Here is a 20,094-nt window from a genome sequence, read left to right as displayed (position 1 = left end):
GATGCGCCGCTGTTCGCGTATCTGAAGGTGCCGATCGGCCCGGCCGCCCTCGCGGGCTCCGACCCCGGGTGACAACAGGCAGATGGGCCCCCCCCGGTGCGGGTGCGCCCCTTCTGTGTGCCTGGGCTTCAACTGCCCTTTAGTTATGGCCGAAGCTCCGCTGCTTCTTGCGGGCAACATCCGCGGGGCTGCCCTGGATGTGCGACACCGCCGACTCGTGCGCCTCCGTCGAGCGCTGCGCGTGCTCCTGCGTGTGCTCGGTCTGCGACGCGCGGCTCTGCGGGCGATCCTGCTTGCGGTTCTTGTTCTTGGCCATGGTGATCTGCCTCCTGTGGGGGATCTAGGGGCCAGGACCGGGACCAGATTCACATACGCTGACATCAAGCGCATGTCGGATAATTACCGTGCGTCACAGGGGGCGTGGCCGCACCGGAACCCGCAAACGCCACGCCGAAGATCGAGTTCGGGCCGTGAACCCCAGCGCCGTCGGGCAGACTCGAAGGAAGTCCGAAGCAAAACCTCCCGGGAAGAGGGTGTGTCGCGTGGACCGCTGCATCGTCCTGGTGGATGCCGGCTATCTGCTGGGAGCCGCCGCCAGCCTCCTTGCCGGTGAGCCCTCGCGGTCCCGGATCACCGTCGACCACGCCGCGCTGATCCAGGCCCTGCGCGAACGCGCGGAGTCCGAGACCGAGCGCCCGCTGCTGCGCATCTACTGGTTCGACGGCGCCCCCGACCGGGTCCCCCAACCGGAGCACCGGCGGCTGCGGGTGATGCCCCGGGTCACCGTGCGGCTCGGCGCCCTCACCCGCAGCGACGGCCGCTGGGCCCAGAAGGGTGTGGACGCGGCCATGCACGCCGAGCTGACCGAGCTGGCCCGCAACCGCGCCTGCTCCGACGTCGTGCTCGTCACCGGAGACGGCGATCTGCTGCCCGGCATGATGGCCGCCAAGGAGCACGGCGTCGCCGTCCACCTGTGGGCCGTCCAGGCCGCCGACGGCGACTACAACCAGTCCGAGGACCTGGTCGCCGAGGCCGACGAGCGGCGCGTGCTCGACCGGGCGTGGATCATCCAGGCCGTCCGCGCCAAGGAACTGACCGGTGTCTGCGCGCCGCCGCCCGCGCCCCGCCCGGAGATCGCCGCGATCCTGTCCGCGCCGCTGCCCGAGTCGGCGCTCGGTGCGGCACCGGAGCGGCCCGCCGAGCCGGTCGCCCGCCCCTCCGCCGCGGCCACGGCGGAGAACGGCGCCCAGGAGCGGGTGCCCGCCGCCAAGGGCGTACCGACCCCCAAGGACCTCGCCGCGCTGCGCGCCCCCGGCGCCCAGCCCGTGCAGCACCCGGCCACCGCGACCCTGCGCTGGTCCTCCGACAAGGGCTGGGTGGACCGGCCGCCCACCGCCGCGGAGCCGCCCGAGATCGCCTCCATGCCGACGCTGGCCCAGCTCACCACGGCCGAGCAGCGCTGGGCCGACCGGGAGGAGGACATCACCACCGTCGGCGGCGACCCCTACGAGGTGGGGCAGGTCTTCGCCCGCCGCTGGATCTCCCGGCTCGGCGACCAGAGCCAGCTGGCGAAGCTGTCGCAGATGTACCCGCGCATCCCGCACCGCATCGACGGGGAGCTGCTGCGGTACGCGGCCCGCTTCGGGCTGCTGGCCCACAAGGACGACCAGATCGACGAGCACGACCGGTACGCCATCCGGGCGGGCTTCTGGCGCGAGGTCGACGTCCCGGCGGCGGCCGAACCCGCCGGTCCGGCGAGCGCGGGGGAGTGACGGCGCGCCGTCGCGGCGGGGCTCGCCGGGCGGCGCCTTCCGGGACGACCGCGGGAGCGTCCCCCGGATACGGCCCCAAAGGCGAGTAAAGGGCGCCGACCCCGTACTCTCGTCCCTTGTGAGTACGCGCGCGGGACAGGCACTACGGCATGACGAGGTCGTACGCGTGCGCGGGCTCAGGAAGACCTATCCGGCCGTGAAGGGGCGCCGCGGCGCCCCCGGCACGCCGGAGGTGCGGGCCACCGACGGCGTCGAGCTGGCGGTGCGGCGCGGCGAGATCTTCGGGCTGCTCGGGCCGAACGGCGCCGGCAAGTCCACCCTCGTACGGCAGCTCACCGGGCTGCTGCGGCCGGACGCCGGCAGCGTCGAGATCCTCGGCCACGACATCGTGAAGCACCCCGAGCGGGCCGCGCGGCTCCTCGCCTACCTCGGCCAGGAGTCCTCCGCGCTGGACGAGCTGACCGTGGCCCTCGCCGCCGAGACCACCGGGCGGCTGCGCGGCCTGGACGCCCGGCGGGCCCGCGCCGAGCGGGACGCCGTGCTGGAGGAGCTGGGCCTCACGCCGATCGCCGGGCGGGCCCTGAAGAAGCTGTCCGGCGGCCAGCGCCGGCTCGCCTGCTTCGCCGCCGCCCTCGTCGGCGAGCGGCCGCTGCTGGTGCTGGACGAGCCGACCACCGGCATGGACCCGGTGGCCCGGCGCGCGGTCTGGGCGGCCGTCGACCGGCGGCGCGCCGAGGCCGGTACGACCGTGCTGCTGGTCACCCACAACGTCATCGAGGCCGAGACCGTCCTCGACCGGGTCGCCGTCGTCGACCAGGGCCGGGTCATCGCCTGCGACACCCCGGCCGGGCTGAAGGCGCAGGTCGCCGGCGAGGTGCGGGTGGAGCTGGTGTGGCGGGAACGCGCGCCGCTGGACGTGCCCGAGGTCGCCGTTCTGCGCGAACGCGCGGTGGAGTCCGGGCGGCGCTGGACGCTGCGGCTCGCGCCCGAGGAGGCCCGGGCCGCCGTCGCCACGGTGACGGGCGGCGCCGCGTTCGCCGCCCTGGACGACTTCACGCTCGCCACGCCCAGCCTGGAGGACGTCTATCTGGCGCTGGGCGGGGCGGCCCGGCAGGGGCTGGTGAAGGCATGAGCACACGGGCCGTGGAACGCGTACGGGTGGGCGGGAGTGCCGTGGGGAAGAGGAGCAGCTCGTCGTGAGTGTCGTACCCGCCGAGGTTCTGCCGGGCGGTGCCCGGACCGTGCCGGAGAGGGCGCCGGGCGCGGGCGCGGCCGAACTGGGGCCGCCCGCGCGGCTGTGGCCGTCCCTGGTGGCCGTCTACCGGGCGCAGCTGTCCCGCGCGCGCGTGGCGCGGATCCCGCTGCTGTTCGTGGCGACCTTCCAGTCCGTCGGCATCGCCGTGATGATGCGCGGTGTCGTCGACAGCACCGGAGAGGCCCGGTCCGTGGTGGCGGGCTCCTCGGTGCTCGTCGTGGCCTATGTGGCGCTGAACCTGCTGTCGCAGTACTTCGGGCAGCTGCGGGCCAGCGGCGGGCTCGACCACTACGCCACGCTGCCGGTGCCGCCGGCCGCGGTGGTGCTGGGCGCGGCGGGGGCGTACGCCTCCTTCACCGTGCCGGGCACCCTGGTGACCGCCGTGTTCGGCTGCGTGCTGTTCGGGCTGCCGCTGTCCAACCTGTGGATCCTGGTCGCCGTCATCCCGCTCGCGGGTGCCGCGCTGTCCGGGGTCGGCGCGGCCTTCGGGCTGCTCGCGCCCCGGCCCGAGCTGGCCACGCTCCTCGGCCAGCTGGGCATGTCGGCGGCGCTGCTGCTGGGCGTGCTGCCCGCCGACCGGATGCCCGAACCGATCCGGCTGGCCCGGGATCTGCTGCCGTCGACGTACGGCGTGGAGGCGTACGCGCGGACCTTCGGGGCGCATCCGGACTGGGCCGCCGTCCTCGCTGACCTGGGGGTGTGCGCGGGGGTGGGCGTGGTCTCGCTGGCCGTGGCGACCCGGGCCTACCGCAGGGCCGCCGTCCGGTGACGCGGCCCACAGGCCGACCTGGCACGATGTCAGGGTGACCGCACCGCTGACTCCGCCACCGCACGACCACTCCGCGCCCGACGTCCGGCAGGCGCCGCCGCCCGTGACGGCGCCGGACACGGGCGGGTACGAACAGGACGGCCCCGGGATGAAGACCGAACTGCGAGACGCCGCCGTGATCACCGTGGCGGTGGCGCTGGGCGGGGTGCTGCTCGGGCTGCTGTGGTGGTGGCTCGCGCCGCACATACCGCTGGTCGGGGACGAGGTCGACAAGAGCTGGGTGGTCTACCTCAAGGACGGCGAGGGGGAGCAGGCGATCGGGGTGGACGGAACGTTCACCCTGCTGGCGCTGGGCTTCGGGTTGGTCAGCGCGGTCGTGGTGTTCCTGCTGAAGCGGCGCGGGGGTGTGCCGGCCGTGGTGGCGCTGGCCCTCGGCGGGCTGCTGGCCTCGCTGCTGGCGTGGCGGCTCGGGGTCTGGCTGGGCCCGGAGAAGGACGTACTGGCGCACGCCAAAGCCGTGGGCAAGGGCGTCACCTTCCCGGCACCGCTGAAGCTCTCGGCAAAGGGAGCACTGCTGGCCTGGCCGATCGCCGCACTGCTGGCACACCTCGCCCTGACCGCCCTGTTCACCCCCCGCGACCCCGAAGCCCCCTACCCGGCCCCCCAGAGCCCCTACGGGACACCGCCGGCATAACCCCGATCCCGGCGGGGCGGACGCGGCGGTCCTGAGCCCATGGCTCCGGCCGCGGTTCGATGGGTGGCTGGCCCGGGCGGTCGCGCCGGTCCTGAGCCGCTGGGTCCACCCTCGGGGCCGACGTGCCGGCCCCGAGCTCACGCCCCACGCCCGGCGTTCGGTGTGCCGGCCCGAGCCGATGCGAGCCGATGCGCCGGCCTGGGGCCGCTTCCGGCCCCGGCCTCAGCCCCGGCTGCGTTCGATGCGCCAGGCCGGGCCCATGCCCCACTCCGAGCCCATAACCGGCCCCGGCCCCGGCCCGGGCTCAGCCCCGGCCCCGAGCCCAGGCCCCGGACGGGGTTATGCGACGGTGTCGGGGTCAGGCGCGGCCGATGGGGGCGAGTACGGCGTCCGTCAGGGTCGCCAGGGTGGCCGGGGACAGTTCCACTTCCAGGCCGCGGCGGCCCGCCGACACGCAGATCGTCGCGTGGGCCTTCGCGGAGTCGTCCAGGACCGTTCTGAGCTTCTTGCGCTGGCCCAGCGGGGAGATGCCGCCTCGGACATAGCCCGTGGTGCGTTCGGCGAGGGCGGGGTCGGCCATCGCCGCCCGCTTGCCGCCGACCGCCGCCGCGAGGGCCTTCAGGTCGAGCGTGCCGGCCACCGGGACCACGCCGACCACCAGGGCGCCGTCCACCTCGGCCACCAGGGTCTTGAAGACCCGGTCGGGGGAGACGCCCATGGCCTCGGCGGCCTCCTCGCCGTAGGAGGGGTGGGACGGGTCGTGTTCGTAGGAGTGGACCGTGAAGTCCACGCCGGCCGCGGTCAGTGCCACGGTCGCGGGCGTGCCGCCGGACTGCTGCTGCTTCTTCGACTTCTTCGCCATCGGTGCGCGCGCGTTCCCTCAGTTCAGACTGGTCGGCGTCCGCGTCAGCTCGAACGCGGGCAGTGACGGCAGGGTACGGATGATCGACGTCTCGGCGCGCAGGAGTTTCAGCTCGTCCCGGAGCCGGGAGGCGGTGTCCGGCGCCTGGAGCAGCCGCTGCTTGGTCGGGATGTCGTGCACCATCGCCGCGGCCACCAGATACGACACCACGCTCGGGTCGTCGGGCAGCTCCGCACCGGTGGACAGCGACCGCTCCCGGGCGCCCGCCAGCCGCTTCTGGTACTGGCGGAAGGCCCGCAGCACCCCCTCGGCCAGCGCGCCCGCCTCGTCGCCCGGCTCCTCCGGCAGCTCCTCCACCTCCGCGGTCAGGAACGGGCCCGACGCGTCCACGGACCGCAGCCGCACCCGGGTGGTGCCGGTCGCCAGCACCTCGAAGGTGCCGCCGGTGCGTTCCCGGATGGTCGCCGCGTCCGCCACACACCCCACCCCGTGGAAGGCCTTGAGGGGGTCGGGCCCGAAACCGGCCGTCGGGCCCAGCTCGGGCTGGGCCGTGGGATCCGGCATGCCGGGCGCGCTGGGTGCCACCTCGTGGCCGTCGCGGATGGCCACGACGGCGAACCGGCGCGGCTCGTCCTCGGGGGTCTTCAGCAGCTCGCGCATCATGGCGCGATAACGCTCCTCGAAGATGTTGAGCGGCAGCACGAGCCCGGGGAACAGCACCGAGTTCAGCGGAAAGAGCGGGAGGCGGGCGGTGGTCACGGCGCCCCAGCGTAGTCGGCACCGGCGCCGGCGTGTCCGCCGCGCTCCCCGAGCGGACCGGAGCACACCGGGACGAGCCCGGGCGGAGCGGGCACGGAGGGCGCCGTCAGCAGATGGTCGCGCAGCCGCAGGAAGTGGCCGAGCGGGTCGTCCGAGAACCGGCCCCAGGGGAAGGACGTGGCGTACGGGCCGATCAGGCACAGCTGGCTGCGGGCCTCCAGCGGGCGGTCCAGGCGCAACAGGACGTAGAGCAGCTTGTTGCGGATCTCGGCCGGCCAGGGATCGGCCGCCGCGAACCGCCCGGACAGCTCGATCGCCCGGTCGGCCGCCGCGTGCAGCCGGGCGGGCGGCACCCCGGGGTCGCGGTCGCCCGGGTGGCCGTCGGTCAGGCAGCCGAACGCCGCCCGGGCGGGCAGCGCCTGGACGAGCGAGTCGGCGGGCGCGTCCTGGGCGGCGCGCTCGGCGAAGTCCAGGCAGGCCCCGTGCGCGCCGTGCCGGAACGCGGCCAGGTAGCGCAGGGCGGCCACATGGCAGCCGTAATGGTGCGGGGCACGGCGTACGGCCGCCTCCCACAGCTCCTCGAAGTACCGGTGCCCGGCGCGCGAGCCGCGCGCGTGGTCCAGCGCGATCCGCCAGGGCACCGGGTCCCGCTCGTCGGCGCGGGCGGCGTCGGTGATCAGCGGGCTCACCTCGCGCAGCAGCTCGGCCCGGGCCGGCGAGGACCAGACCCGGTCCACCGCGAGCTGGGCCGCGACCAGCAGCCCGCCGGGGTCGTCCGGGGCGGCGGCGCGCCAGTCCTGGAACCACTCCGGGCGCGAGCCGGCGAAGCCGGCCAGACGGCGGACGTAGCGGTCGTGGTGCTCCCAGTCGGCGGCGGCGCGGGTCGCGGCCAGCAGCCGGGACGCGGCGGCGTACTCGCCCTGGCCGGCCGCGACCAGGGCGGGGGAGAGGCGGTCGTCGGGCGCGTCCAGCACGACGTCGGGCGCGCCGGACCCGGACCGGTCGCCGGCCGGCGGCCGGCCGGTGGGACCCGCGGGGCGTTTGGTCATCCGGGTGGGGCGGATGAACGACGGGAGCAGTGCCATGGTGCCGACTATTGAAAGTCCGCAGGTCGGCGCAGCGCCAGAGGGTCCGGGCAAGTCGCGGAAAGTTGTAGGGGCCGCGGCAAAGAGGCGGTAAAAGGTGACTGTTCATCCTATGTGGCGCCGTGCGGTGCAAACCGGTCAGTTCCGGCGCAGCAGCCGGGTCGCGCCCGCCGCCACCGTCGTCGCCAGGATCCAGCCGAGCAGGATCATCACGGTCGCGAGCCACTGCCAGCCGCCGCGCAGCTGCCACTGCCCGACCTGGCCCAGGTCGATCACCGGCAGCAGCAGGTCCAGCGTGAACAGGGCGGGGCTCCAGTCCGGGTGGCCGTCGTGGTTCACCGGCGGATGGTCGGCGTGCCCGAACGCCAGCGTGCCCGCCGCCCACAGCACCGCCATCCACACCGCGGCCCGGCCCGGCCGGTAGCCGTAGGCCACCGCCCAGTCCTGGACGTACCCCCAGAACTTGCCCGCCAGTGGCAGGGTCTCCCGGCGCCGGCGCTGCTTGGCGAGCAGCACCTCGCGCGCGTCCTCGTCCTCCCCGGCCGCCCGCAGCACCGCGGCCAGCCGCTCGTACGGCTCCGGGGCGTACTCGGCGGTGGCCGCCGCGACCCAGTCCAGCCGCCGGGTCAGCGGGAAGGGGCCCTGCGGGACCAGGTTCTCGTAGGCGAACCCGCCCATGTGCAGCCGCCCGGCGTCCGGCCAGGCGCTCGCGCGGTCCACCAGGTTGACGATCCGCGCGCCGGACAGCACCACCTTGCCGCGCTGCGGCTTGTCGCCGAGGAACCGCAGCTCGGGCGTCTGCACCCGGCGCAGCGACAGCTCCTGGTCGTCGGTGAAGGAGAACCGCGCCCGCTCCAGGTCGACGGCGTCCCCGAACCGCCCGTCGTCCAGGCGTATCCCGCCTTGGCACTCGAAGCGCTGGACGCGGGTCCCGCGCGCGGGCGTGGTGCCGCTCAGCAGCGGACTGCCGACCCCCGCCGGGGTCAGGTACAGGGTGCGCTCCACGGTCAGCTGGGGGGCGTTCAGGGCCAGCCGGGAGTAGGGGTTGGCGAGGTGCGCGCCGCGCAGGCTGAGCGAGACACCGACCTTGGCGCCGCGCAGGCTCAGCTCGCCGTGCGACTCCAGCATCTCCGCCTGGAGGTCCTGGCCCACCGTCATGCCGTCCCCGGCGATCGACCGGCCGGTGCGGTCGCGGTACACCACCGCCTGGTTGAGCAGCAGATCGGTGCCGATGTGGGCGTCGGTCAGCCGCACCCCGTTCTGGAACCTGCACCGCGGAAGATGCAGATCGCCCTCGGTGTGCACCCGGGCCGCCTCCAGCCGCGGCACCGAGCAGTCCACCATGCGGACGGTGGTGAACCGCGCCTCCGGCAGCCGGACCTCCTCGTCGAACCGGCAGCCGCGCAGCTCGACGTACGGCGTGATCTGGCCGCCCGCGAGATCCAGCGTGCCGGTGATCCGCACCCCGCTGAGCTTCAGGGCGGACACCCGGCCCGCGAGCGCCGGCGGGCCGTCCAGCAGCAGCCAGGCGACGACCCGCGCCCGCACGGACCGCTCGGGCCCCCACGGATGCCCGCCGTGCGGATCGTCCACCACGGCGTCCCCGCTGCTCAGGTCGTACACGCTGCCGTTGCGGAAGGCCTGCCAGAGGCCGGCCTCGGCCGCGGTCAGGTCGTCCGGCAGATCACCCGGCAGGCCGTCCGGCAGGTTCCCGGTGTGGAAGCCGGTCCCCTCGGTCACCGCTCTCCTCTCGCATGACTCTCGTACCGATGTTCACGCAGTCGGCGCAGCCGGTTGATGCCCGCTGAGTAACGGCCGTTACACCAAAAGTGAAGGGGATCTTCCGGGATCCGGCCAGCGTCTGTACCGCCCCTTGTCCCACGCTCTGTATCAGCCATTGATACGCGCCCACGGGCCGGGACACCGGTCTGAGAGAATTGGGACTGTGATTTCCCGAATCGATCTGCGCGGCGACGCCCTTCCCGAGGGCCCCGCCCTGCGCGACCTGCTGCCCCGAGCCGACTTCGACGTTGCGGCCGCCCTCGAGAAGGTGCGTCCGATCTGCGAGGCCGTGCATCATCGCGGGGACGCGGCGCTGATCGACTTCGCCGAGAAGTTCGACGGAGTACGGCTGGAATCCATCCGTGTCCCGGCCCAGGCGCTCACCGACGCGCTGGCCGCCCTGGACCCGGCCGTGCGCGCCGCGCTGGAGGAGTCCATCCGCCGCGCCCGCCTGGTCCACCGCGCGCAGCGCCGCTCCGCGCACACCACCCAGGTGGTGCCCGGCGGCTCGGTGACCGAGAAGTGGGTGCCGGTCGAGCGCGTCGGTCTGTACGCGCCCGGCGGCCGCTCCGTCTACCCGTCCTCCGTGATCATGAACGCCGTACCGGCCCAGGAGGCCGGGGTCGGGTCCATCGCGCTCGCCTCCCCGCCGCAGGCCGAGTTCGGCGGGCTGCCGCACCCGACGATCCTCGCCGCGTGCGCGCTGCTCGGCGTGGACGAGGTGTACGCGGCCGGCGGCGCCACCGCCGTCGCGATGTTCGCGCACGGCACCGAGTCCTGCGCCCCCGCCACCATGGTCACCGGCCCCGGCAACATCTGGGTCGCCGCCGCCAAGCGCTACTTCACCGGCAAGATCGGCATCGACACCGAGGCCGGGCCGACGGAGATCGCGATCCTCGCCGACTCCACCGCCGACCCGGTGCACGTGGCCGCCGACCTGATCAGCCAGGCCGAGCACGACCCGCTCGCGGCCGCCGTCCTGGTCACCGACTCCGCCGAGCTGGCGGACGCGGTGGCGAAGGAGCTTCAGCCGCAGGTCGCCGCCGCCAAGCACGTCGAGGACCGGATCGCGCCCGCCCTGGCGGGCAAGCAGTCCGCGATCGTGCTGGTCGACGGCATCGAGGAGGGCCTGAAGGTGGTCGACGCGTACGGCGCCGAGCACCTGGAGATCCAGACCGCCGACGCCGCCGCCGTGGCCGACCGGGTGCGCAACGCGGGCGCGATCTTCATCGGCCCCTGGGCCCCCGTCTCGCTCGGCGACTACGCGGCCGGGTCCAACCACGTGCTGCCCACCGGCGGCTGCGCCTGCCACTCCTCGGGCCTGTCCGTGCAGTCGTTCCTGCGCGGCATCCACATCGTCGACTACACGCAGGAAGCGCTGGCCGAGGTCGCGCATCACGTGGTGACGCTGGCGGAGGCGGAGGACCTCCCGGCGCACGGCGCGGCGATCAAGGCGAGGTTCGGCTGGAAGGTACCCGAGAGCAAGTGAGCGACGTAAGGATCGACGATCTGCCCGTACGGGACGAGCTGCGCGGCAAGTCCCCCTACGGAGCGCCCCAGCTGGACGTCCCCGTACGGCTGAACACCAACGAGAACCCCTACCCGCTGCCCGAGCCGCTGGTCGAGCGGATCGCGGAGCGGGTGCGCGAGGCCGCCCGCGACCTGAACCGCTACCCCGACCGGGACGCGGTCGAGCTGCGCACCGAGCTGGCCGGCTACCTGACGCGGACCGGCGGCTACCCGCTCGGCCTGGAGAACGTCTGGGCCGCCAACGGCTCCAACGAGGTCATCCAGCAGCTGTTGCAGACCTTCGGCGGACCGGGCCGTACGGCCATGGGCTTCGAGCCGTCGTACTCGATGCACGCCCTCATCGCGCGCGGCACCGGCACCGGCTGGATCTCCGGCCCGCGCACCGAGGACTTCACCATCGACCTCGCCGCCGCCGAGCGGGCCATCGCCGAGCACCGGCCGGACGTCGTCTTCATCACCACCCCCAACAACCCCACCGGCAACGCGGTCCCGCCCGAGACGGTCATCGCGCTCTACGAGGCGGCGCAGGCGGCCAAGCCGTCGATGGTGGTCGTGGACGAGGCGTACGTCGAGTTCAGCCACGGCGACTCGCTGCTGCCGCTGCTCGCGGGCCGCCCGCACCTGGTCGTCTCCCGGACCATGTCCAAGGCGTTCGGCGCGGCCGGGCTGCGCCTCGGCTATCTCGCCGCGGACCCGGCGGTCGTGGACGCAGTCCAGCTGGTACGGCTGCCGTACCACCTGTCGGCGGTCACCCAGGCGACCGCCCTGGCCGCCCTGGAGCACACGGACACGCTGCTGAGCTATGTCGAGCAGCTGAAGACCGAGCGGGACCGGCTGGTCGCCGAGCTGCGGGCCGTCGGCTACGAGGTGACGGAGTCCGACGCCAACTTCGTGCAGTTCGGGCGGTTCGCGGACGCGCACACCGCCTGGCAGAAGATCCTCGACCGGGGCGTCCTGGTCCGGGACAACGGCGTACCGGGATGGCTGCGGGTCACCGCCGGCACCCCGCAGGAGAACGACGCGTTCCTCGACGCGGTCCGCGATCTGAAGAAGGAGCTTGAGGCATGAACCGCGTAGGACGCATAGAGCGCACCACCAAGGAGACCTCCGTCCTGGTCGAGATCGATCTAGACGGCACCGGGCGGACCGACATCGCCACCGGCGTCGGCTTCTACGACCACATGCTCGACCAGCTCGGCCGGCACGGTCTGTTCGACCTCACCGTGAAGACCGACGGCGACCTGCACATCGACTCCCACCACACCATCGAGGACACCGCCCTCGCGCTCGGCGCCGCCTTCAAGCAGGCGCTCGGCGACAAGGTGGGCATCTACCGCTTCGGCAACTGCACGGTCCCGCTGGACGAGTCCCTCGCCCAGGTGACCGTCGACCTCTCCGGCCGCCCCTACCTCGTGCACACCGAGCCCGAGAACATGGCGCCGATGATCGGCGAGTACGACACGACGATGACCCGGCACATCCTGGAGTCCTTCGTCGCCCAGGCACAGATCGCGCTGCACGTGCACGTGCCGTACGGCCGCAACGCGCACCACATCGTGGAGTGCCAGTTCAAGGCGCTGGCCCGGGCGCTGCGCTACGCCTCCGAGCGCGACCCGCGCGCGGCCGGCATCCTCCCCTCCACGAAGGGCGCCCTGTGAACAGCCTGTCCACCATCCTGATCGTCGTCGGCCTGTTCCTGGTCGGCGGCATCATCTCCTTCGTCAAGCAGAAGATGCCCACCAGCCTGATCGTGCTGCTCTCCATCGGCGCGGGCATGTGCCTGGTCGCGGGCGTCATGCGGCTGGGGGTGTGGAATTGAGCGCCACAAAGGCCAAGAAGGTCGTCGTCTTCGACTACGGCTTCGGCAACGTCCGCTCCGCGGAGCGCGCCCTCGCGCGCGTGGGTGCCGACGTCGAGATAACCCGCGACTTCGACAAGGCGATGAACGCCGACGGTCTGCTGGTGCCGGGCGTGGGCGCGTTCGCCGCCTGCATGGAGGGGCTGCGGGCCGCGCGCGGTGACTGGGTCGTGGACCGCCGGCTGTCCGGCGGCCGCCCCGTGATGGGCATCTGCGTCGGCATGCAGATCCTCTTCGCGCGCGGCATCGAGCACGGTGTGGAGGCCGAGGGCCTGGACGAGTGGCCCGGCACGGTCGAGCCGCTCCAGGCCGACGTCGTCCCGCACATGGGCTGGAACACCGTCGACGCCCCGGCCGACTCGCGGCTCTTCGCCGGCCTGGATGCCGACGCCCGCTTCTACTTCGTGCACTCCTACGCCGTGCACGACTGGCAGCTGGAGACCCACAACCCGGTCATCGAGGCGCCCAGGGTGACCTGGTCGACGCACGGCAAGCCGTTCGTGGCCGCCGTGGAGAACGGCGCCCTGTGGGCCACCCAGTTCCACCCCGAGAAGTCCGGCGACGCCGGCGCCCAGCTCCTCACCAACTGGATCGGAAGCCTGTAGACCATGGCCAAGCTCGAACTCCTCCCCGCCGTCGACGTCCGCGACGGCCAGGCCGTGCGCCTCGTGCACGGCGAGTCGGGGACCGAGACCTCCTACGGCTCTCCGCTGGAGGCCGCCCTCGCCTGGCAGCGCTCCGGCGCCGAGTGGCTGCACCTGGTCGACCTGGACGCCGCGTTCGGCACCGGCGACAACCGGGAGCTGATCGGCGAGGTCACCCAGGCGATGGACATCAAGGTGGAGCTGTCCGGCGGCATCCGCGACGACGCCTCCCTGGCCGCCGCCCTGGCCACCGGCTGCACGCGCGTGAACCTCGGCACGGCGGCCCTGGAGAGCCCCGAGTGGGTCGCCAAGGTCATCGCCGAGCACGGCGACAGGATCGCCGTCGGCCTCGACGTGCGCGGCACCACCCTGCGCGGCCGTGGCTGGACCCGTGACGGCGGCGACCTCTACGAGACGCTGGAGCGCCTCAACCGGGAGGGCTGCGCCCGCTACGTGGTCACCGACATCGCCAAGGACGGCACCCTCCAGGGCCCCAACCTGGAGCTGCTGAAGAACGTGTGCGCGGCGACGGACCGCCCGGTCGTGGCGTCCGGCGGCGTGTCGTCCCTGGACGACCTGCGCGCCATCGCCGAGCTGGTACCCCTCGGTGTCGAGGGCGCCATCGTCGGCAAGGCCCTGTACGCGAAGGCGTTCACCCTGGAAGAAGCACTGGAGGCAGTGTCGTCATGACATCCGAAGCCGTGCGGCGCGTGCAGAGCGGAAGTCCCTGGGAAGAGAGTTTCGGTTGCGCACGGGCCGTCGCGGCGGGGGACCGTGTGCTGGTGGCCGGCACCTCGGCCTTCCGGGGCCGGGTGCTCTACGGCGAGGGCGATCCGTACGAGCAGGCCAAGGTGGCGTTCACCAGCGCGCTGGAGGCGATCGCCGAGTTCGGGCTGGGACCCGGCTCGGTGCTGCGGACCAGGATGTACCTGACCCATGCGCGGGACGTGGACGCCGTCGGCCGCGCGCACAAGGAGCTGTTCGACGGCGTCCGACCGGCCGCGACCCTGCTGGTCGTGGAGGGCTTCGTCGATCCGCGCATCCTGGTCGAAGTGGAACTAGAGGCATACAGAGGAGCCGTGGATTCATGACCCTGGCGGTCCGAGTCATCCCCTGCCTGGACGTGGACAACGGCCGGGTGGTGAAGGGCGTCAACTTCCAGAACCTGCGCGACGCGGGCGACCCCGTCGAGATGGCCAAGGTGTACGACGCCGAGGGCGCCGACGAGCTGACCTTCCTGGACATCACCGCGTCCTCGGGCAACCGGGAGACGACGTACGACGTGGTGCGCCGCACCGCCGAGCAGGTGTTCATCCCGCTGACGGTCGGCGGCGGCGTCCGCACCGCCGAGGACGTGGACAAGCTGCTGCGGGCCGGCGCCGACAAGGTGGGCGTGAACACCGCCGCGATCGCCCGCCCCGAGCTGATCCGCGAGATCGCCGAGCGGTTCGGCCGCCAGGTGCTGGTCCTCTCGGTCGACGCCCGCCGCACCGGCTCGGGCTCCTTCGAGGTGACGACGCACGGCGGCCGCCGCGGCACCGGCATCGACGCCGTCGAGTGGGCGCACCGGGCGGCCGAGCTGGGCGCCGGCGAGATCCTGCTGAACTCGATGGACGCCGACGGCACCAAGGACGGCTACGACCTGGAGATGATCGCCGCCGTCCGCAAGCACGTCACCGTCCCGGTGATCGCCTCGGGCGGCGCGGGCAGGCTGGCGGACTTCCCGCCGGCCGTGGCGGCGGGCGCGGACGCGGTGCTGGCCGCGTCGGTGTTCCACTTCGGCGACCTGCGCATCGGCGAGGTCAAGCAGACCCTCCGGGAGGCCGGACACCCCGTCCGGTAGCGCCCCGGCGGGGTGCCGCTCAGATGCCCAGCTGCTTGGACTCGTGCAGCTGGGCGATCGCGGCCGCGTCGCCGTCCAGTTCCACCGTGGCCGCGCTCTGCCGGCCGAAGGCGAACATCAGCAGCTCGGCGGGCTCACCCGTGACGGTCACCACCGGCGTGCCCCGGTGCGCGACCGCCGTCTGCCCGTCCGGACGGCGCAGCACCAGGCCGGTCGGCACCCCACGGCCCATCAGCCGCGCGGTGCGCTCCAGCCGGGCCCACAGGGCGTCCTGGAAGACCGGGTCCAGCTCGCGCGGGCTCCAGTCCGGCTGGGCGCGCCGGACGTCCTCGGTGTGGACGTAGAACTCGACGACGTTGGCCGCCTCGTCGAGCTGTTTGAGCGCGAAGGGCGAGAAGCGCGGCGGCCCGGTACGGATCAGCTGGATCAGCTCCTCGTACGGCTTGGCCGTGTACTCGGCCATCACCTTGTCCAGGCGCGACGCGAGCGGCTTGATCACGGTGCCGCCGGCCGCGTCCGGCCGGCGTTCGCGCACCACCACGTGCGCGGCCAGATCCCGGGTGAGCCAGCCCTCGCAGAGGGTGGGCGCCTCGGGACCGACGGTTTCCAAGAGGTCGGCGAGCAGGAGCCGTTCACGCTTGGCGAAGGTCGACATGGTGTCAGCCTACGACCCCCGCCCGGTCCGCGCTGTGGACACTCGCCCGGGGCTGTCGGTCCCGCGCGGCACAATGGCACTCATGACCCGTACGACCGGCACCCCCCGGCCCAGCAGCCTCGATCCGGAGATCGCCGCGCGCCTCAAGCGCAGCGCCGACGGCCTCCTGCCCGCCATCGCCCAGCAGTACGACACCGGTGAGGTGCTCATGCTCGGCTGGATGGACGACGAGGCGCTGCACCGCACCCTGACCACGGGCCGCTGCACCTACTGGTCGCGCAGCCGCCAGGAGTACTGGGTCAAGGGCGACACCTCCGGTCATGTCCAGTGGGTGAAGTCCGTCGCGCTGGACTGCGACGCCGACACCGTGCTGGTCCGGGTCGACCAGGAGGGCGCCGCCTGCCACACCGGCGCGCGTACCTGCTTCGACGCGGACGTGCTCCTGAAGGACGCCGGTTCCGCCGTACCCACCGTTGATCAGTAAGGTCTGCGGCCATGGACCTAGAGACCTTCCGCAAGCTGGCCGCCGACCGGCGTGTCATCCCGGTCACGCGCAAGCTCCTCGCCGACGGCGACACCCCGGTGGCGCTCTACCGCAAGCTGGCGGCCGAGCGCCCCGGCACCTTCCTGCTGGAATCCGCGGAGAACGGCCGTTCCTGGTCCCGGTACTCCTTCGTGGGCGTCCGCAGCGCGGCCACCCTCACCGCGCGGGACGGCGCGGCCCACTGGATCGGCACCCCGCCCGTGGGCGTCCCGGCCGACGGCGACCCGCTCGCCGTGCTGCGGACCACCCTCCAGACGCTGCACACCCCGCACCAGGAGGGTCTGCCGCCGTTCACCGGCGGCATGGTCGGCTATCTCGGGTACGACATCGTGCGCCGCCTGGAGAAGATCGGCCCCGGCGAGCGCGACGACCTGCGGCTGCCCGAGCTGACCATGCTCCTGACCAGCGATCTCGCCGTGATGGACCACTGGGAGGGCTCGGTCCTGCTGATCGCCAACGCGATCAACCACAACGACCTCGACACCGGCGTGGACGAGGCCTACGCGGACGCCGTGGCCCGCCTCGACGCGATGGAGGCCGACCTCTCGCGCGCGGTGGCGCAGCCGCCGGCCGTGCTGCCGCCCTCCGAGCTGCCCGAGTACACCGCCCAGTGGGGCGGCCCCGACTTCCGGCGGGCCGTGGAGGACATCAAGGAGCGCATCCGCGCGGGCGAGGCCTTCCAGGTGGTGCCCTCTCAGCGGTTCGAGACGCCCTGCACGGCGAGCGCCCTGGACGTCTACCGGGTGCTGCGGGCCACCAACCCCTCGCCGTACATGTACCTCTTCCGGTTCGACGGCTTCGATGTCGTCGGCTCGTCCCCGGAGGCCCTGGTGAAGGTCGAGGACGGGCGGGCCATGGTCCATCCGATCGCCGGCACCCGGCACCGCGGGGCCACCCCGCAGGAGGACCAGGCGCTGGCCGAGGAGCTGCTCGCCGACCCCAAGGAGCGGGCCGAGCACCTGATGCTGGTGGACCTCGGGCGCAACGACCTCGGGCGGGTCTGCGAGCCCGGCTCGGTCGAGGTGGTCGACTTCATGTCCGTCGAGCGCTACTCGCACGTGATGCACATCGTCTCGACCGTCACCGGCCGGGTGGCCGGGGGCCGTACGGCCTTCGACGTGCTCACCGCCTGCTTCCCGGCGGGCACCCTCTCCGGCGCCCCCAAGCCGCGCGCGATGCAGATCATCGACGAGCTGGAGCCGTCCCGGCGCGGGCTGTACGGCGGCTGCGTCGGCTATCTGGACTTCGCCGGCGACTCCGACACGGCCATCGCCATCCGTACCGCCCTGCTGCGGGACGGCACGGCATACGTACAGGCCGGAGCCGGCATTGTCGCCGACTCCGACCCGGTGGCGGAGGACCAGGAGTGCCGCAACAAGGCGGCGGCGGTCCTCCGCGCGGTGCACACGGCCAACCGGCTTACCTCATAGGAGGGTTCAGCCGGTGAACGCGGCGGTGCCGTTCGGGGTGCCGAGCCCCGTCGGCCCGTCGTACCCGGTGGTGCCGGTGCACAGGTACGAGCCGCCGCAGCTGCCGTTGGAGCCGCTGGTGACGTCGTTCAGCGCCGAGGTGTGGGCGTAGGGGAACGACGCCGGGTAGGAGCCGCCGGACGGGGCGCCGGCCAGCGCGTAGGTCGCCGCGATCAGCGGCGAGGAGGCGCTGGTGCCGCCGAAGACCATCCAGCCGGTGCCCTGGCCGTAGGTGTCGTACACCGCGACACCGGTGTTCGGGTCGGCGACCGCCGAGACGTCCGCGACCGTGCGCTTGGCGCAGCCGGTGTCCTTCTGCCAGCTGGGCTTGGCGTCGTAGGAGGAGCAGCCGGAGCCCGCGCCGCTCCACACCGTGTCGGTCCAGCCACGGGTGTTGGAGGCCGTCTTGAGGGACGTACCGCCCACCGCCGTCACGTACTGCGACGCGGCCGGGTACTCGGTGCCGTAGCCGTTGTCACCGGAGGAGACGGTGATGGCGACGCCCGGGTGGTTGAAGTACGTGGAGTCGTACGTCGCGTCGCTGGAGGACTCGTTGCCGCCGTAGCTGTTGGAGACGAACTTCGCGCCGAGCTTGACCGCGGTGTTCACGCCGGTGCCCAGGTTGGTCATGCTGGCGGTGCTGGCCTCGACCAGCAGGATCTTGCAGTTCGGGCAGGCCGCGCTGACCATGTCCAGGTCGAGCGATATCTCCTCGGCCCAGCCGGAGTTGCCGCGCGGGTACTTGGTGCCGCCGGTCTGGTCCACCTTCTTGAAGCAGCCGTTGGCCGTGGTGCAGGCCGACAGGCCGTACTGGGCGCGGTAGGTGGCGAGGTCGGCCTCGGCGTTGGGGTCGTCGTAGGCGTCGACGATCGCCACCGTCTGGCCCGTGCCGCCGGTCGCGGAGGGCAGGTTGTACGCCGCCTGGAGCGAGGCGGGGCCGTAGCCGGAGGGGGTGGCGGCCGCGGTCAGCGCGCTCTCGGCGTGTGCCGACAGCGGGGTGCCCGAGGTGACCTGGAGGGCCTTGCAGGCCATCTCGTCCTTCTTCGTCGGCGCGGCGCAGGCGTGCGCCACGGTGACGCCGTGGGAGGAGGTGGCGGCCTGGCCGACCGGGGCGGCCAGGGCCAGGGCTGCCGTGGCGAGCGTGGCCACGGCGGTGAGGGATGCGGTTCTGCGCAACGTACGTCCTATCCACGAGGTGGGGTGAACCAGGGAAGGGCTGTGGGGGGTGCGCGGTGCCACCCCGGCGCGTGGTGTCGTGCCGGGGTGGCGCAGAACGTACGGATGTCGGGACCGCGTCAACAAGACGCCTGTTGAAGGCGGAACGTCCCTTTGCCGTTCCTGGGGCATTCATATGCCGTTCCTGAGCGTGCCATGACAGAAACCTGAGGGGTTCATGGGTTGACGGACCCGGGTGAGGGCTCTTCCGGGGTTCAGGCGATAGTGGAGTACGTGACTGCCGTACCTCACCCCCGTACCGAAGCCGCCGCGCCCGCCCGGTCCGGCCGCCGGAGCCTCGCCCTGGCCCTGCTGTGCGGTGCGCTCGGCGCGGCCGTCGCGCTGCTCGCCACCCGGCAGCGCTGGGCCGAGGGCACCGCGACGGTGGCCGGCGGCGCGTTCCCGCTGACCGCGAAGGGCAGCGACGTCACCGGCGTCCCCGCGGCCCTCGCCATAGTGGGCCTCGCCGCGCTCGTCGCCGTCTTCGCCGTCCGCCGGGCCGGCCGCGTGGTCGTCGCCGCGCTGCTCGCGCTCTCCGGCGCCGGGATCGCCGCCGCCGCCCTCGTCGCCGCCGGCGACGGCTCCGCGCTGGACGAGAAGGCCGCCCAGGCGAGCGGTGACACCACCGCCACCGTCGCCTCGCTCAGCCACACCGGCTGGCCCTACGTCGCGGCCGCCGGCGGCCTGCTGATCCTGCTCGCCGGCCTGCTCGCGCTGCGCTACGGCAGCCGGTGGCCCGCCATGTCCGGCCGCTACGAGCGCGGCACCGGCCGGCCCCGCCGCAACCCCCGCCCGGTGGACCCCGAGCGGCCCGAGGAGATCTGGAAGGCACTGGACCGGGGCGAGGACCCGACCGGCGCCTGAACCGGGGTACCCGCAGGGCGTGCGCGAGTGTGGCGAACCAGACGCCACCCCCGCGTCCGGCACGCGTGCGCGTACGGGACAATGGACGCCGACACGTACACAGCAACGAGGAGCAAGTCATGGCGGGTAGCAGCCACGGTCACGGTCACACCCCTGCCGCGTGGACCGGTGTCATCATTTCCTTCATCGGTTTCTGCGTCGCCGGCGCCTTCATGGTGATGGCCCAGCCCGTCGGCTTCTGGGCCGGCATGGCGCTGATCCTGGGTGGCGCGGTGGTCGGCGGCATCATGCGCGCCATGGGCCTCGGCTCGAACCCCAAGCCCCTGGTGGTGGCCGGCGCGCCCGCCGCGACCCGTGAGCCGGTCGCTGCCGAGAGCTGAGCCGACGGCTTTTCACGAGCTTCCCCGAGGGGGGGGCCCGCCCCCCCCCCCCGGGGGCCGCCCCCCCCCCCCCCCGCCCGCGGGGCGGGCGGCCCCCCCCGCGCCCGCCGCGCG

Annotated in this window: 23 protein-coding genes; 16 read left to right on the top strand and 7 right to left on the bottom strand. The window is 73.3% G+C overall.

Annotated features, from left to right (window positions below):
- Nucleotides 1-139 precede the first annotated feature (139 nt).
- Complete coding sequence (locus ACFVIU_RS19815) at nucleotides 140-316, bottom strand: hypothetical protein (RefSeq protein ID WP_385843923.1); 177 nt, start codon at nucleotides 314-316, stop codon at nucleotides 140-142.
- Between the two features lie 226 nt (nucleotides 317-542).
- On the opposite strand from ACFVIU_RS19815, the gene ACFVIU_RS19810 reads away from it, so the two are divergent.
- The 4 genes from ACFVIU_RS19810 (at nucleotide 543) to ACFVIU_RS19795 (ending at nucleotide 4,490) form a co-directional block, all read left to right on the top strand.
- Nucleotides 543-1,772: an NYN domain-containing protein gene (locus ACFVIU_RS19810; protein WP_385843922.1), complete on the top strand. Its 1,230-nt coding sequence runs from the start codon at nucleotides 543-545 to the stop codon at nucleotides 1,770-1,772.
- A gap of 118 nt (nucleotides 1,773-1,890) precedes the next feature.
- Nucleotides 1,891-2,904 carry an ABC transporter ATP-binding protein gene (locus ACFVIU_RS19805; protein WP_385843921.1) on the top strand — a complete coding sequence of 338 codons (1,014 nt, stop codon included), beginning with the start codon at nucleotides 1,891-1,893 and terminating at the stop codon, nucleotides 2,902-2,904.
- A 64-nt stretch (nucleotides 2,905-2,968) separates the two neighbouring features.
- Nucleotides 2,969-3,796 carry an ABC transporter permease gene (locus ACFVIU_RS19800; protein WP_385843920.1) on the top strand — a complete coding sequence of 276 codons (828 nt, stop codon included), beginning with the start codon at nucleotides 2,969-2,971 and terminating at the stop codon, nucleotides 3,794-3,796.
- Nucleotides 3,797-3,830: 34 nt separating this feature from the next.
- The gene (locus ACFVIU_RS19795; protein ID WP_385843919.1) at nucleotides 3,831-4,490 is read left to right on the top strand and encodes an AAA family ATPase; all 660 of its coding nucleotides are present in this window, start codon (nucleotides 3,831-3,833) and stop codon (nucleotides 4,488-4,490) included.
- A gap of 358 nt (nucleotides 4,491-4,848) precedes the next feature.
- On the opposite strand, the gene ybaK is transcribed toward ACFVIU_RS19795, so the two are convergent.
- From ybaK to ACFVIU_RS19775, 4 genes are all read right to left on the bottom strand, one after another.
- The gene (ybaK, locus tag ACFVIU_RS19790) at nucleotides 4,849-5,352 is read right to left on the bottom strand and encodes a Cys-tRNA(Pro) deacylase (protein ID WP_385843918.1); all 504 of its coding nucleotides are present in this window, start codon (nucleotides 5,350-5,352) and stop codon (nucleotides 4,849-4,851) included.
- Nucleotides 5,353-5,370: 18 nt separating this feature from the next.
- The gene (locus tag ACFVIU_RS19785; RefSeq protein WP_385843916.1) at nucleotides 5,371-6,111 is read right to left on the bottom strand and encodes an LON peptidase substrate-binding domain-containing protein; all 741 of its coding nucleotides are present in this window, start codon (nucleotides 6,109-6,111) and stop codon (nucleotides 5,371-5,373) included.
- A complete protein-coding gene (locus ACFVIU_RS19780; RefSeq protein WP_385843915.1) occupies nucleotides 6,108-7,196 on the bottom strand; it encodes a hypothetical protein in 1,089 nt (362 codons plus the stop codon). Before ACFVIU_RS19780 ends, ACFVIU_RS19785 begins: the two co-directional genes overlap by 4 nt.
- A gap of 138 nt (nucleotides 7,197-7,334) precedes the next feature.
- Nucleotides 7,335-8,936, bottom strand: a complete 1,602-nt coding sequence (locus ACFVIU_RS19775) for an oxidoreductase (protein WP_385843914.1) — start codon at nucleotides 8,934-8,936, stop codon at nucleotides 7,335-7,337.
- Between the two features lie 205 nt (nucleotides 8,937-9,141).
- Between ACFVIU_RS19775 and hisD the strand changes: the two genes are divergently transcribed.
- Genes hisD through hisF form a run of 8 tightly spaced genes read left to right on the top strand, consistent with a single transcriptional unit; the run spans nucleotide 9,142 to nucleotide 14,853 of the window.
- Nucleotides 9,142-10,467: a histidinol dehydrogenase gene (gene hisD, locus ACFVIU_RS19770; RefSeq protein ID WP_385843913.1), complete on the top strand. Its 1,326-nt coding sequence runs from the start codon at nucleotides 9,142-9,144 to the stop codon at nucleotides 10,465-10,467.
- Entirely contained in the window at nucleotides 10,464-11,576 is a 1,113-nt protein-coding gene (locus ACFVIU_RS19765; RefSeq protein ID WP_385843912.1) for a histidinol-phosphate transaminase, read from the top strand. Before hisD ends, ACFVIU_RS19765 begins: the two co-directional genes overlap by 4 nt.
- Nucleotides 11,573-12,166 (top strand): imidazoleglycerol-phosphate dehydratase HisB, encoded by a 594-nt coding sequence (gene hisB, locus ACFVIU_RS19760; protein ID WP_247470096.1) that lies wholly within the window; start codon nucleotides 11,573-11,575, stop codon nucleotides 12,164-12,166. The genes ACFVIU_RS19765 and hisB overlap by 4 nt, the downstream gene beginning before the upstream one ends.
- The gene (locus tag ACFVIU_RS19755; RefSeq protein WP_385843911.1) at nucleotides 12,163-12,327 is read left to right on the top strand and encodes a hypothetical protein; all 165 of its coding nucleotides are present in this window, start codon (nucleotides 12,163-12,165) and stop codon (nucleotides 12,325-12,327) included. Before hisB ends, ACFVIU_RS19755 begins: the two co-directional genes overlap by 4 nt.
- Nucleotides 12,318-12,971 carry an imidazole glycerol phosphate synthase subunit HisH gene (hisH, locus tag ACFVIU_RS19750; protein ID WP_385843910.1) on the top strand — a complete coding sequence of 218 codons (654 nt, stop codon included), beginning with the start codon at nucleotides 12,318-12,320 and terminating at the stop codon, nucleotides 12,969-12,971. The genes ACFVIU_RS19755 and hisH overlap by 10 nt, the downstream gene beginning before the upstream one ends.
- Nucleotides 12,972-12,974: 3 nt before the next feature.
- Nucleotides 12,975-13,700, top strand: coding sequence for a bifunctional 1-(5-phosphoribosyl)-5-((5-phosphoribosylamino)methylideneamino)imidazole-4-carboxamide isomerase/phosphoribosylanthranilate isomerase PriA (gene priA, locus ACFVIU_RS19745; RefSeq protein ID WP_385843909.1), 726 nt, complete (start codon nucleotides 12,975-12,977; stop codon nucleotides 13,698-13,700).
- Nucleotides 13,697-14,101, top strand: coding sequence for a RidA family protein (locus ACFVIU_RS19740; protein WP_385843908.1), 405 nt, complete (start codon nucleotides 13,697-13,699; stop codon nucleotides 14,099-14,101). Before priA ends, ACFVIU_RS19740 begins: the two co-directional genes overlap by 4 nt.
- A complete protein-coding gene (hisF, locus tag ACFVIU_RS19735; protein WP_385843907.1) occupies nucleotides 14,098-14,853 on the top strand; it encodes an imidazole glycerol phosphate synthase subunit HisF in 756 nt (251 codons plus the stop codon). The genes ACFVIU_RS19740 and hisF overlap by 4 nt, the downstream gene beginning before the upstream one ends.
- Before the next feature lie 19 nt (nucleotides 14,854-14,872).
- Here hisF and ACFVIU_RS19730 read toward each other — a convergent pair whose 3' ends face one another.
- A complete protein-coding gene (locus tag ACFVIU_RS19730; protein WP_385843906.1) occupies nucleotides 14,873-15,508 on the bottom strand; it encodes a TIGR03085 family metal-binding protein in 636 nt (211 codons plus the stop codon).
- Nucleotides 15,509-15,590: 82 nt separating this feature from the next.
- On the opposite strand from ACFVIU_RS19730, the gene hisI reads away from it, so the two are divergent.
- Nucleotides 15,591-15,992 (top strand): phosphoribosyl-AMP cyclohydrolase, encoded by a 402-nt coding sequence (hisI, locus tag ACFVIU_RS19725; RefSeq protein WP_385843905.1) that lies wholly within the window; start codon nucleotides 15,591-15,593, stop codon nucleotides 15,990-15,992.
- Nucleotides 15,993-16,003: 11 nt separating this feature from the next.
- On the top strand, nucleotides 16,004-17,482 hold the full coding sequence (locus ACFVIU_RS19720; protein WP_385843904.1) for an anthranilate synthase component I: 1,479 nt from the start codon (nucleotides 16,004-16,006) through the stop codon (nucleotides 17,480-17,482).
- 6 nt (nucleotides 17,483-17,488) lie between these two features.
- On the opposite strand, the gene ACFVIU_RS19715 is transcribed toward ACFVIU_RS19720, so the two are convergent.
- The gene (locus ACFVIU_RS19715; RefSeq protein WP_385843903.1) at nucleotides 17,489-18,697 is read right to left on the bottom strand and encodes a peptidase S8; all 1,209 of its coding nucleotides are present in this window, start codon (nucleotides 18,695-18,697) and stop codon (nucleotides 17,489-17,491) included.
- 264 nt (nucleotides 18,698-18,961) lie between these two features.
- Here ACFVIU_RS19715 and ACFVIU_RS19710 point away from each other — a divergent pair, with 264 nt between their 5' ends.
- Both ACFVIU_RS19710 and ACFVIU_RS19705 read left to right on the top strand, forming a co-directional pair.
- Nucleotides 18,962-19,600, top strand: a complete 639-nt coding sequence (locus tag ACFVIU_RS19710) for a TIGR02234 family membrane protein (RefSeq protein ID WP_385843902.1) — start codon at nucleotides 18,962-18,964, stop codon at nucleotides 19,598-19,600.
- 119 nt (nucleotides 19,601-19,719) lie between these two features.
- Complete coding sequence (locus ACFVIU_RS19705; protein WP_385843900.1) at nucleotides 19,720-19,980, top strand: HGxxPAAW family protein; 261 nt, start codon at nucleotides 19,720-19,722, stop codon at nucleotides 19,978-19,980.
- Nucleotides 19,981-20,094: the final 114 nt, after the last annotated feature.

It is taken from the genome of Streptomyces sp. NPDC127190 (assembly GCF_042672505.1).
Classification (GTDB): Bacteria; Actinomycetota; Actinomycetes; order Streptomycetales; family Streptomycetaceae; genus Streptomyces.
Note: the sequence above shows the minus strand (reverse complement) of the source record. Positions and strands in the feature narration are given on the sequence as shown.